Source organism: Pseudanabaena cinerea FACHB-1277, assembly GCF_014696345.1.
GTDB classification, from domain to species: Bacteria; Cyanobacteriota; Cyanobacteriia; order Pseudanabaenales; family Pseudanabaenaceae; genus Pseudanabaena; species Pseudanabaena cinerea.
Window position 1 is genome coordinate 40721 of the sequence record NZ_JACJPY010000027.1, and the last position, 11339, is coordinate 52059.

Annotated in this window: 11 protein-coding genes; 8 read left to right on the forward strand and 3 right to left on the reverse strand. The window is 43.2% G+C overall.

The features are described 5' to 3' along the window. Positions 1-20 precede the first annotated feature (20 nt). The 3 genes from H6F44_RS10350 to H6F44_RS10360 form a co-directional block, all read right to left on the reverse strand. A complete protein-coding gene (locus tag H6F44_RS10350) occupies positions 21-1682 on the reverse strand; it encodes a DUF1565 domain-containing protein (RefSeq protein WP_190350881.1) in 1662 nt (553 codons plus the stop codon). Between the two features lie 63 nt (positions 1683-1745). Further along, positions 1746-2456, reverse strand: a complete 711-nt coding sequence (locus H6F44_RS10355) for a ribonuclease H-like domain-containing protein (RefSeq protein WP_190350882.1) — start codon at positions 2454-2456, stop codon at positions 1746-1748. 273 nt (positions 2457-2729) lie between these two features. Next, positions 2730-3419, reverse strand: coding sequence for an NUDIX hydrolase (locus tag H6F44_RS10360; RefSeq protein ID WP_190350883.1), 690 nt, complete (start codon positions 3417-3419; stop codon positions 2730-2732). Positions 3420-3629: 210 nt separating this feature from the next. On the opposite strand from H6F44_RS10360, the gene H6F44_RS10365 reads away from it, so the two are divergent. The 8 genes from H6F44_RS10365 to H6F44_RS10400 all read left to right on the forward strand — a co-directional run bounded on the left by H6F44_RS10365 (position 3630) and on the right by H6F44_RS10400 (position 10981). Continuing rightward, positions 3630-4415, forward strand: a complete 786-nt coding sequence (locus H6F44_RS10365) for a protein phosphatase 2C domain-containing protein (protein ID WP_190350884.1) — start codon at positions 3630-3632, stop codon at positions 4413-4415. Positions 4416-4550: 135 nt separating this feature from the next. Next, positions 4551-5324: an ADP-ribosylglycohydrolase family protein gene (locus tag H6F44_RS10370; protein ID WP_190350885.1), complete on the forward strand. Its 774-nt coding sequence runs from the start codon at positions 4551-4553 to the stop codon at positions 5322-5324. Continuing rightward, positions 5318-6091, forward strand: a complete 774-nt coding sequence (locus H6F44_RS10375) for an ADP-ribosylglycohydrolase family protein (protein WP_190350886.1) — start codon at positions 5318-5320, stop codon at positions 6089-6091. The genes H6F44_RS10370 and H6F44_RS10375 overlap by 7 nt, the downstream gene beginning before the upstream one ends. Before the next feature lie 17 nt (positions 6092-6108). Beyond that, complete coding sequence (locus H6F44_RS10380) at positions 6109-7962, forward strand: hypothetical protein (protein WP_190350887.1); 1854 nt, start codon at positions 6109-6111, stop codon at positions 7960-7962. Positions 7963-7980: 18 nt separating this feature from the next. Further along, on the forward strand, positions 7981-8274 hold the full coding sequence (locus H6F44_RS10385; protein ID WP_190350888.1) for a hypothetical protein: 294 nt from the start codon (positions 7981-7983) through the stop codon (positions 8272-8274). Beyond that, positions 8271-8687 (forward strand): type II toxin-antitoxin system VapC family toxin, encoded by a 417-nt coding sequence (locus H6F44_RS10390; RefSeq protein ID WP_190350889.1) that lies wholly within the window; start codon positions 8271-8273, stop codon positions 8685-8687. The genes H6F44_RS10385 and H6F44_RS10390 overlap by 4 nt, the downstream gene beginning before the upstream one ends. Positions 8688-8713: 26 nt before the next feature. Next, positions 8714-9766 carry a cysteine hydrolase family protein gene (locus tag H6F44_RS10395; RefSeq protein ID WP_190350890.1) on the forward strand — a complete coding sequence of 351 codons (1053 nt, stop codon included), beginning with the start codon at positions 8714-8716 and terminating at the stop codon, positions 9764-9766. A gap of 441 nt (positions 9767-10207) precedes the next feature. Next, complete coding sequence (locus tag H6F44_RS10400) at positions 10208-10981, forward strand: hypothetical protein (protein ID WP_190350891.1); 774 nt, start codon at positions 10208-10210, stop codon at positions 10979-10981. The last annotated feature ends 358 nt before the right edge of the window (positions 10982-11339 follow it).

Here is an 11339-nt window from a genome sequence, read left to right on the forward strand (position 1 = left end):
GATTCTCTCTGGGGCTATGTTTACAAATTATTTTGATGAATCACCCTTGCATCTAGCCCGATCGCTGATCTCACGATGGCGCGTAATACCTCAGCCCGATCGCGATCGGGGTAGCCCTGTACAAAAATGATATTGCCAAAACGAGAGGGAATTACCTTAGCACTAGGAACAGCACTCTGGACTTTATTGAGAACTTTGACATCCGCCGAAGGAATTACCACTAAATAGGGAAACTGCTCTTTGGCGCTCTGTGGCACAAGGGCAGCAATAGTTGGATTGTAAGGAACGGGAGTATTTATATTCGCAGTATTAGTTGGTGTATTGATTGGCGTACTCACTGGCGCAGGATTAGGGGCGATCGCTGTATTAGGAGTTGGCGTAGCTCTGACGATAGGAATGGTGACGGGTGCAGCAGGTTGAGGAATATTAGTAACAGGGGCGGGAGAACTAGGAATAAAAGCTGAGCTAGGAACCTTGGGAATAGCTGGCGGCGTAATGGGAACAGGATCGCGATCAATGATCACCTCTTGAATATTGGGGCGACTGATGGCAGGAGCAGGAGATAACCTAGGCACATTGGGCAAGGTACTAGTTGATGAGATAGGTGAAGTAATTGGTAGGGGGGCAGCAGGGGTGGGAGTCATGCCTGTAAAAGAGATTTTGCCAGCGATCTTTTGAGGATTGAGTTCATTGCCAACAGCAACCTGCTCCACGCCCGAATTATTATTCAGATCCTTTTCGCGGTTGTTCCGAAATACATTCTGTCCCAAATTGATGGTCGTACCGAGATCGGGGGTGGGATAGCCAGCGCGATCCTTGAGAATGACAATGCCATTGCGCCTATTGCCAGTGATCAAGTTATTGCGGAATGTGGGAGCCGCCAAATTGGAAATTACCACACCATCATTGTTGTTGGCAATATTGTTATTAATGACCACCACCCGCGATCGCTGCCCAATTGCCAAGCCAAACCCCGTATCCTCAAAAAAGTTATTGCGAATCTCACCGCTACTACTGCCCACCGCCGAAAGTCCATTGGCTCCATTGTTTTTAAACAGATTATCCGTAACATTTACTTCGGCATTACCCGTCAGAAAAAGTCCTTCACGGTTGCTATTGATAAAAGTATTATTAGCGATCGCCACCCGCTTGCTCGACTCCACCCAAACGGCCGTGCCTCTAGTCTCAGGATTAGTAACAGTAATGCCCTCAATCCTTGTATCGTTACTGGTGATTAATGCCACATTTTGACTGGCAAAGGAGGGGCTGATATATTTACCACTGCCACGAATGATCGTATTTGCGCCGCGCAGGGTTGGCTCACCGCGTAGGGTGATGCCTACGGGTAATTTGAGCGGAAATACTTCGCCCGTATCGGTGCTGTAGGTTCCTTGCGCCAATTGAATCACTGTACCTGCGGCGGGACTAGCGGCGATCGCTGCCGTAATTGACTTATAAGGATTATTGGGCGAGCCATCGGCTATACCCTGCTTACCCGATTGCGGATTGACATAAATCAGGGCGGCGGTAGTTGGTAATTGGCTAATAAATTCTGGCGATGGCTTGGTGAGTTTTGTTTCTAATGCGATCGCCATAGCTGACGGCACATTAATCACCGTCGAGATCGCCGTTGTGAGCATAATTTTGGCGATCGAGCTAAATGAATAAGTACTGCACCACATACAAAGTATCCTCTTAAACCAATAACCAGCACAAGGAAAACATTAGCACCATCTTGAAATAGATCAAGATGGTCTTTGAAAAGCTGCCCCTCTTCTCGAACGCAAACGTTGCTCAAGATGTGGATCATTTTTGAGATTGATTGTTAAATGTTTATCGCGATCAACCAAAGGAAACTGAGTTTGCCAATTGCTAATGATATGAAAATAATTTTCGGCATCCTCCAAACAATATTCATATATTTCTTTCAAAACTGTTTGATATCCCTTTTCTTTACGAAGTATTTTAATGCCATTCCTAAAAACGTAATAACCTTTAATTTTTTTAAATATGGGAATCCCTAAATAGGCAAAAAGATTATTTAAGCCTTGATTTAGATCGTTGCGCTGACTTGTTTTCTGGAGATCGAGGATTCTAATACTATCAATTTTGGGACTAAATTCTAATGCTTCTATTCTTTGACGCAAACAGAACATATCACTGGTTGCCAAACCATAGCCAATAAAATATTTGCCTCGCAAGCTATGTAAATCATTTAATATATCTTGAATTATCTTCTTTTCTTGAGTACTAGATTCGATAAATTGAATTTTGATGTATTGTTCATTACTGTCTTCTAAGATGCGCGTCAAAGTATAACCAAAAATCTTTTGTACGGAAACGTTTTTCTGAAAGTCGCGACACCACTCTAAGTCCAAGAACACAAGATCATAAATGGAACCGTTGTAAAAATTATTAACATATTTATTGGGGATTTTAAGTTCCTGCTTATACATGGCTTTTATACATGGCTTTTATAGCCTATTGATGTTTTGAGCATTTCAGAAAAATTAAAAAAATCAGCGCGAAGCGCCACTTTTTAAAATTCTGCTGGCTTTTAAGTCAGCACAAAGCGCTGTATATAGGTTTTAGCTTGATTTACGCTGGAAAATAAGTTTTTTTTGATAACGCTTTGCATATTAATACCTAAATTGTCACACATATTCTGACACTGCCAATTAGTTTATGCTCGTCTATCGATCGCTAGTTTAGCAAGCGGTTGTGAAAAGTTAGACTTCAAAGTTAAAGCCTTTGTCCTTGAGTTGCAAATATTTAGTCTCATCAAATTGGTATAGCTTTGCCGCCCGATGGGAGACATTATGCTGCACTTCACCCGTATCAAGCAGCAAATCCATACTTAATATTTTTTTACGAAAGTTCCGTTTGTCTAGCGATCTATTCCAGATAATCTCATAAAGTTTTTGTAACTGAGAAAGGGTGAAATTTCTAGGTAATAATTCAAACCCAATCGGTTCATAACGGATTTTGCTCCTTAGTCGGGTGATCGCTGTTTGTAAGATCTGATCATGATCAAAGGCTAGTTTAGGAATTTTAGAAAGGGGAAACCAGTAAGCCTCACGCGCATCTGTAGAGGCTTGAACCTTTTGCTCAACCAAATTAATCAATGCGTAATAGGCAACGCTAACTACGCGATCGCGAGGGTCACGCCCCAAGTCCCCAAAAGTATATAGCTGCTCTAGGAAAACATTCTGTATCCCTGTTTCTTCTTGCAATTCCCGCAAAGCCGCTTGCTCTAGAGTCTCATCCATCCTCACAAATCCCCCAGGGATCGCCCATTCCCCTTCAAACGGAGGAATGTCGCGTTTAATTAGCATGATTTTAAGCTCTAGCTCCGCATCAAGTCCAAAAACAATGCAATCAACGGTGAGAGAGGGGCGGGGGTATTTGTAGGTGGGCATTTGAGTATGGGTGTTAGCTTTTAGCTTTTGGCTTTTAGCATTTGGCTTTTAGCTTTTGGCTCTGGAGATTGGCAATTGTTTGAATTCGCGATTATTTCAACCTAACCAAAGCTAATCGCTAACAGCTAATCGCTAATAGCTAAAAAAGTTTATTGACATAGTGTAAAAACAACACTATATTAGTTTGTGTGGTTTATACACTATATCGCGATGCAAGGACAAGTTGACTCTTTTGAATATGCCTTCGGCTCGATCATTGGGCGCAATCATGTTCTTGCTGGCAAAAACAATCAGGATGCGTATGGGATTATCTCTAACGAAAAATTCATGATTGCAGTGGTGTGCGATGGCTGCGGCAGTGGCAAACATAGTGAGGTCGGCGCAAAGTTAGGGGCGAGGCTGGTGGTTAATGCGATCGCCGATCTGCTTAATCAAAACTTAGCGATATCTGAAGCTGAATTTTGGAATACCGTCAAAATAAACTTATTGCAGAAGTTAAAGGATTTGGTAACTCTTATTGATAGCGACATGGAATTTGTGAATGACCACCTGTTATTTACAATTGTCGGTACTGTAATTACAGATCTCGAAACAGTTACTTTCTCAATGGGTGATGGCGCGATCGCAATTAATGGCGAGCTTACCCAGATTCCCGCCTATCCCAACAATGCACCGCCCTATCTCGCCTATGGCTTATACAAACCCGATGCGATTGACTTTGAAATACGCGATCGCCTCCCCACCAGTGAATTAAAATCACTTCTCATCGCCACCGATGGCATTGATGATTTAATAAAAGTTGAAGACATCCATCAATTTTGGCAATCAGAACACTATTTCAGAAATTCCGATGCAATCCGCCGTAAGTTAGCCATGCTCAATCGGGAGGAAGTCAAACCTGATTGGAATAAACGAGAGTTAACTAGGCGATCGGGAGTGCTTTCTGATGATACGACTTTGGTAGTGATTAGAAAGCGGTTAGCGGTTAGCTGTTAGCTGTTAGCGATTAGCGGTTAGCAGTTAGCGATTAGCTTACTCCGAAAAAATCCCAATCACCAATTACCAATTACCAAAAAAGCTAAAAGCTAATAGCTAATAGCTAATAGCCAATTACCAATTACCAAAAAAACTATGTTAGGCGCAATTGTCGGCGATATCGTTGGTTCCATTTACGAGTTTAATAATCATCGCTCGAAAGACTTCCCTCTCTTTGGAAAAGGCTGTGATTTCACCGATGACACGGTGCTAACTGTCGCAGTTGCGGATTGCTTGATGAACAATGGCAACTATGCAGAATATATCAAAAACTATGCTCGTAAATATACAGGTCGAGGCTATGGTGGGCGTTTTGCTCAGTGGGTTGAGTCTGACAGTATGGAGCCATATAATAGCTGGGGTAATGGCTCGGCAATGCGGGTGAGTCCTGTCGGATTTTATTTTGATAACCTGCAAAGGGTTTCATTTGAAGCCAAGCGATCGGCTGAAGTCACGCATAATCATCCCGAAGGTATCAAAGGAGCGCAGGCAACGGCTGCCGCGATTATTCTCGCTCGCAAGGGACAGGACAAGGAATTGATTAAGACTCATATTTCCAAATTGTTTAACTATGATTTGAATCGCACCCTTGATGAAATCCGTCCTGTTTATCAATTTAATGAATCCTGTCAAGAAACTGTTCCCGAAGCAATTATCGCTTTTTTAGAATCAACGGATTTTGAAGATGCCATTCGCAATGCAATTTCTCTAGGTGGTGATAGCGATACACTCGCTTGCATCACGGGAGGTATTGCTGAAGCTTTTTATGGTGGTGTCCCCAAAGACATTGCCGCAAAAGCCTTGAGCTATCTCGATCCTGATCTGCGTGAAGTTGTCGAAGAATTTAGGGATTGGAGGAGTTTATGTTAGGCGCGATCGCTGGCGATATTATTGGCTCCATTTATGAAGTCATTCCCATGAAGCGGAAAGACTTTAAACTCTTCTCCTTTGGTAGTCATTTTAGTGATGATACGGTTCTCACCTATGCCGTAGCCAAATCTCTTCTCACGGGAACTAGCTATGCGAGTAACTTCAAAAAATGCTTTTGGCGCTATCCATTGGCAGGATTTGGACAGAGATTCACTTGCTGGGCAATGAGCGACCGCAAAGAAGGCTATAACAGTTGGGGTAACGGTGCGGCGATGCGAGTGAGTCCGATCGCATGGGCGTATGACCAGATCGAAGATGTTCTCAAGGAAGCCGAACGTTGCACCGCCACAACTCACAATCATCCCGAAGGCATCAAGGGCGGACAGGCGACTGCGGCGGCGGTTTTCTTAGCGCGTCAAGGTAAGACTAAGCAAGAGATTCAAGCTTATATCGAGCAAACTTTCGCTTACGATTTACATCGCACTATTGACGAAATTCGCCTCAGTTATAAGTTTGAAGTTTCCTGTCAAAAAAGTGTGCCTGAAGCGATTATTGCTTTTTTAGAATCAACGGATTTTGAAGATGCGATTCGTAATGCGGTATCTCTTGGTGGTGATAGCGACACGATCGCTGCCATTACAGGCAGTATTGCTGAAGCCTTTTATGGTGGTGTTCCTGATGCGATCGCTGTTCAAGTATGGAAAAAACTAGATCGTCCTATTCGTCAGACTGTGACTGAGTTTAGAAGAGTTTATCAATTGCCTTAAAGCATGGGAGTAAAATCATGGATATCTATCTCAACCAAAAACGAATTAAAGTTAATCCTAAAAATGCGATCGGCAAGGGTGGCGAAGCGGATATCTATGATCTCAAAAATGGCAAGGTTCTCAAACTCTTTAAATCTGCGGATCATCCTGATTATCAGTTACTACCCCAAGAACAATTGGCGGCTAAAGCCAGAATTACTCTTCATCAGCAAAAGTTACCTGCTTTCCCGCAAAACTTACCTGCGAGGGTGATTAAACCTGAAACTTTAGCCACAGATAAACAGGGAATGATCTTGGGCTATGCAATGCCCTTCTTGCAGAATACAGTGCCGCTTTTGAAATATAGCGATCGCAATTATCGCCAAACTAACGGCATCTCACAGCAATTTATAACCGAATTATTTCGAGATCTCCATGAATCAGTCCTAAAAGTTCATCAAGCAAATGTGACGATTGGTGATTTTAATGATCTGAATTTATTAGTTTCGCAAAACCAAGTTCATCTCATTGATGCGGATTCCTTCCAGTTTGGACAGTTTCCCTGTCAGTTATTCACAGCAAGGTTTGTCGATCCGATATTGTGCGATCGCCAAGCAAATCAACCAATTCTCAATAGTCCTCATAATTCAAATTCTGATTGGTACGCCTTCACGGTAATGTTGATGCAGAGCCTCCTCTATGTCGATCCCTATGGCGGCGTATATAAGCCGAAATCCCAGACTGCCCAAATCCCTCACAGTGCTAGACCTTTGCAACGCATCACCATTTTTCATCCCGATGTGCGCTATCCGAAACCCGCAATCCCTTACAAGGTTCTATCCGATGATTTATTACATCATTTCCATAACTGCTTTGAAAAAGACTGGCGTGGCGATTTTCCTAAGCCTCTGCTCCAATCAATGCGCTGGACAAGGTGCAATCAATGTGGCATCGAACATTTACGGAATACTTGCCCAATTTGTACGCCTCTAATTGCATTTCCCTCCTCTACCTCTGGGAGAGGGGCTGGGGGAGAGGGCTGTAAAGTTTTGCAGATTTTCCACACCGAAGGCGTAATTCTTCAAGTCGCTTTACAAAATAATTCCCTCAATTATCTTTATCACGTTAATCACGAATTTAAGCGCGAAGATAACACAGTTTTATTATCTGGAGAACTCGATGCTCATATTCAATTCGCCATCTTTGGCAAGTCCACAATCGTTGCCAAACAAGGTAAAGCACTTACACTCAGTCAGGGACAACCGCAAGCGATCGCCGCCGATCTAATTCGTGCTAATTCCTTTTCTCGCTATTGGATTGACAATGGGCAACTACTTCGCGATGGCAAGCTAGGCAATGAATATATTGGTGACATTCTCGAAGGACAAACACAATTTTGGGTTGGTGAGGCTTTCGGCTTTGGCTTCTATCGGGCAGGGGCGATCAGTGTGGCTTTCACCTTTGACGCGAAGCGTTCAGGAATAGGCGATCGCGTAAAGATTCCACCCATTCAAGGAGAACTAATCGATGCAAACTGTCTATTTAGCAACGACATTTGCTGGTTCTTCACTATCACCCAAGAGCAAGGCAATATCATTCATCGAGTTTCCGTATTGCGTCCCACAGGTGAGTTAGTTGCCACGATTACCGCACCTAAAGGCGATCTTGCTTGGTTAACAAATATTCATGGTGGCAGTGCGATCGCTAATTGGCTATTCGTTCCCACTGATGAAGGCATTGCGAGAGTGGAGGTAAACAATGGACAAATCATGATTACAAAGACTTTCCCCGAAACTGAACCCTATGTCGATAGCGGCTGTTCCCTGATAGTCGGCTCACAAGGTATCTATGTGATTCACTCACAAAAGATTTTGCAGTTACAATTAGCTTAGATCCTAGGAGCAAAAAAAATGCAAACAATTCAACTGAGCTTAGATGAAGAGATGATTCGTAATCTTAATCAGCTTTCTTCGCAGCAACAAACTACACCTGAAGAGCTAATCAAGCAATTCATTATCGATCGCTTGCAACAACCCACTAAACCTAAAACAGTTATGGAAAAGTTGCAGGAAGCAGAAAGACGGCGTGGTGAGCCTCGACATTTTTTGCAAGGGCGATCTGATCTATCGGATCGAGATGTGAGAAAGGCAATTATTGCTCAAAGAATGCAAGAAAAGTATCAAAGGATTCAGGATCAACTATGAATCACCCTTCTATTCTTATTGATAGTTGTGCCTTGGTTGCTTACTACAGTGAGCAAGATGTTTATCACGATATCATGTGTAGATTTCTTGCTGAATGTACCAGTGAACTGATCACCACCACAAGCTGTATCACAGAGACCATGTGGCTACTCGATTATGACTATCGCGTTCAAAATGAGTTTTTGGATGAAGTTCTAGATGGAGTGTATATTCACGAAACCTTGACCAATAATGATTTACGACGAATTATTGAATTGAACAAGAAATATGCCGATCACATGGCTGACTTTGCCGATTTATCACTAGTTGCTATTTCTGAACGCTTAGATATTCCTGCGATCGCTACTTTCGACAAAGATTTTCAAGTATATCGCCGATATCGCAATCAACCATTTACAAACGTTCTTGATTAAGGTTTTAAAACTGGAGAAACATTAAAATGACTACTCAAATTGTTACTCAACTTCCCATTCCCGCATTTTTCGATCGCCACAAAGTCGGATCGGTATGGCGTGTTCCCTATCAAGATCGGGCTAACCAAGCTGGATCTTGGGCGAAACAACATGGCATCACCCCTGCGGCAAAGGATCGTAAGAAAATTTGTTTGATGGCGATCGATGTGCAGAATACATTTTGTATTGCCGATCATGAGCTATTTGTCGGTGGACGCTCTGGTACTGGGGCGATCGAAGATAATGTGCGCTTGTGCGAATTTATCTATCGCAATCTGCACCACATCAGCGAAATTGCGCCCACAATGGACACCCACACCGCCATGCAAATATTCCATCCAATCTTTTGGATAAACGATGCGGGTGAACATCCCATTCCCAATGCCACATCGATTACTCTAGAAGATGTACAGCAAGGCAAGTGGAAAGTAAATCCTGCGATCGCCTATAGTCTCGCCAAAGGCAACTATATGGCAATTCAGCGCCACGCCTTGCATTATGTCCAGAAACTCAACACCGAAGGCAAATTTCCCCTCACGGTTTGGGCTTATCACTCCATGCTCGGCGGCATCGGTCACGCCCTAGTTTCTTCAGTCGAAGAAGCAATGTTCTTTCACAATATTGCGCGGCATAGCCAGACAAACTTTGAGATTAAAGGCGGTAATCCTCTCACTGAAAACTATTCCGTATTGCGACCTGAAGTGATGGATGGCGCTGATGGCAGACCGATCGCCCAGAAAAATACACGCTTTTTGCAAAGGTTACTGGAATTTGATGCCGTAATCATTGCAGGTCAAGCTAAGAGCCATTGTGTTGCATGGACAATTCAAGACCTGCTCAGCGAAATCCTTGCCCACGATCCCAAATTGGCGAAGAAAGTCTATCTGCTCGAAGATTGCACTTCGCCTGTGGTCGTTCCCAATATCGTGGACTATACGGATCAAGCCGACGCTGCGTTTAGGCGTTTTGCGGATGCTGGTATGCACTTGGTCAAATCCACTGATGCAATGGAAACTTGGGTAGATCTCAATCTTGCTTAAAGCGATCGCTAACAAGAGGTAAATTCTATGATGAGTATTAATTTGGACTGCGAGACAGAAAAATATCTAGTAGCAATTCTTGCGAAAGAAAATACTACCAGTTCAGAATTGATTGAACGTTTGCTCAGAGAATATTTGGAATCTATTCAACCCAAGAAGAATTTTCTGGAACGGCTGTTATTCCAGTAATTATCCCTGTAGGGGCAGAGCATTCCTGCCACAATTTATAAATTTTGAGACTATCTCAATACAGGAATGCTCTGCCCGAAAACTCACAACGCAGGGACAAAACCTCGCAACGCAGGGACAATTTATCTGTGAAAGCAGAGAGGGTTTAGCATTTGCGGATAAAGATTTCTGCGAGATATATAAATTGTGGCGCAAATGCTAAACCCCTACAGATCAAACGGATCGAATCCATATCACCAATCATCAAATAAAATGACAAACATTAACGATCTCTTCCAATCTGCACTAGATGATGGAACCCTTTCCAATGAATCTTTGCAAGCACTGACTGTTTATGACCTCGGCGCACAAATCCAAGCAGGGCTTGGCATTCATGTTGATGACGTGATGTCCAGTGAAGTCGTGCTAGTGACAGTTATGCCCGATGACTCTGGCTCGATCCAGTACTCAGGCAATGCCCAAGCAGTACGCGGCGGACATAACTCCGTAATTGATGCTTTAGCATCTTCTCAACAACAGGATAATATTCTCATTCACAATCGCTATTTGAATGGAAATATTCTTTATCCCTACTGCCCGATCGCCCAAGCAATTAGGATGGATACCAAAAACTACAACCCAAATCAAGGTACACCTCTCTATGATCAAACGGTGGTGCTATTGGGAACGGTATTAGCCAAGTCGCAGGAATTCTCGGATAATGGCGTACCAGTTCGCACCGTGACTCTGATTATTACTGATGGTGATGATTGTCATTCCACGCGCCATACTGCTAAAGATGTAGCAGCGATCGCCCATGATATGCTGCGGATGGAAAATCATGTGATAGCAGCGATGGGTATTGATGATGGCTCTACTAATTTTCGTCAAGTCTTTAAAGATATGGGCATCCGTGATGAATGGATTCTCACACCTGCCAATAGCGATGGCGAAATCCGTAAGGCTTTTCAGGTGTTCTCGCAGTCGGCAATGCGAGCTAGTCAGAGTGCAGCTAACTTTAATTCTTTAGGAGGATTTGGTGGTTGACTAAGGCAAGCATGAAAAAGTAAAAAGGCAAAAGGAGAAAATTGTTTGTAGGTTGTAGGGGTAGAGCATTTGCGCCACTATCTCGCAACTCCCCTCTACAATCTCGATCCGCAAATGCTCTATCCTCTTCGCTGTTACCGATCGCTTATCCCTGCGAATTGAGGGTTGTTGTTGAATATTGCAGATTTTTGGCGGTTTGGGGATTGTTGATGAATGTTCGAGGTTTAGGGCGGTTTGGAATTTTCGATGATTTGCGAAGGTTTAGGGCAGTTTGGAATTTTCGATGATTTGCGAAGGTTTAGGGCAGAGCATTCCCAATTTGAGATGGTTGCAGAATTTATAGATTGTGGTGGGAATG

Bases quoted from the DNA above. Each gene is read 5' to 3' on its own strand.
- H6F44_RS10370 (WP_190350885.1), top strand. From the start codon at position 4,551: ATGTTAGGCGCAATTGTCGGCGATATCGTTGGTTCCATTTACGAGTTT.
- H6F44_RS10385 (WP_190350888.1), top strand. From the start codon at position 7,981: ATGCAAACAATTCAACTGAGCTTAGATGAAGAGATGATTCGTAATCTT.
- H6F44_RS10380 (WP_190350887.1), top strand. From the start codon at position 6,109: ATGGATATCTATCTCAACCAAAAACGAATTAAAGTTAATCCTAAAAAT.
- H6F44_RS10350 (WP_190350881.1), bottom strand. From the start codon at position 1,682: ATGTGGTGCAGTACTTATTCATTTAGCTCGATCGCCAAAATTATGCTC.
- H6F44_RS10395 (WP_190350890.1), top strand. From the start codon at position 8,714: ATGACTACTCAAATTGTTACTCAACTTCCCATTCCCGCATTTTTCGAT.
- H6F44_RS10400 (WP_190350891.1), top strand. From the start codon at position 10,208: ATGACAAACATTAACGATCTCTTCCAATCTGCACTAGATGATGGAACC.
- H6F44_RS10355 (WP_190350882.1), bottom strand. From the start codon at position 2,456: ATGTATAAGCAGGAACTTAAAATCCCCAATAAATATGTTAATAATTTT.
- H6F44_RS10390 (WP_190350889.1), top strand. From the start codon at position 8,271: ATGAATCACCCTTCTATTCTTATTGATAGTTGTGCCTTGGTTGCTTAC.
- H6F44_RS10375 (WP_190350886.1), top strand. From the start codon at position 5,318: ATGTTAGGCGCGATCGCTGGCGATATTATTGGCTCCATTTATGAAGTC.
- H6F44_RS10360 (WP_190350883.1), bottom strand. From the start codon at position 3,419: ATGCCCACCTACAAATACCCCCGCCCCTCTCTCACCGTTGATTGCATT.
- H6F44_RS10365 (WP_190350884.1), top strand. From the start codon at position 3,630: ATGCAAGGACAAGTTGACTCTTTTGAATATGCCTTCGGCTCGATCATT.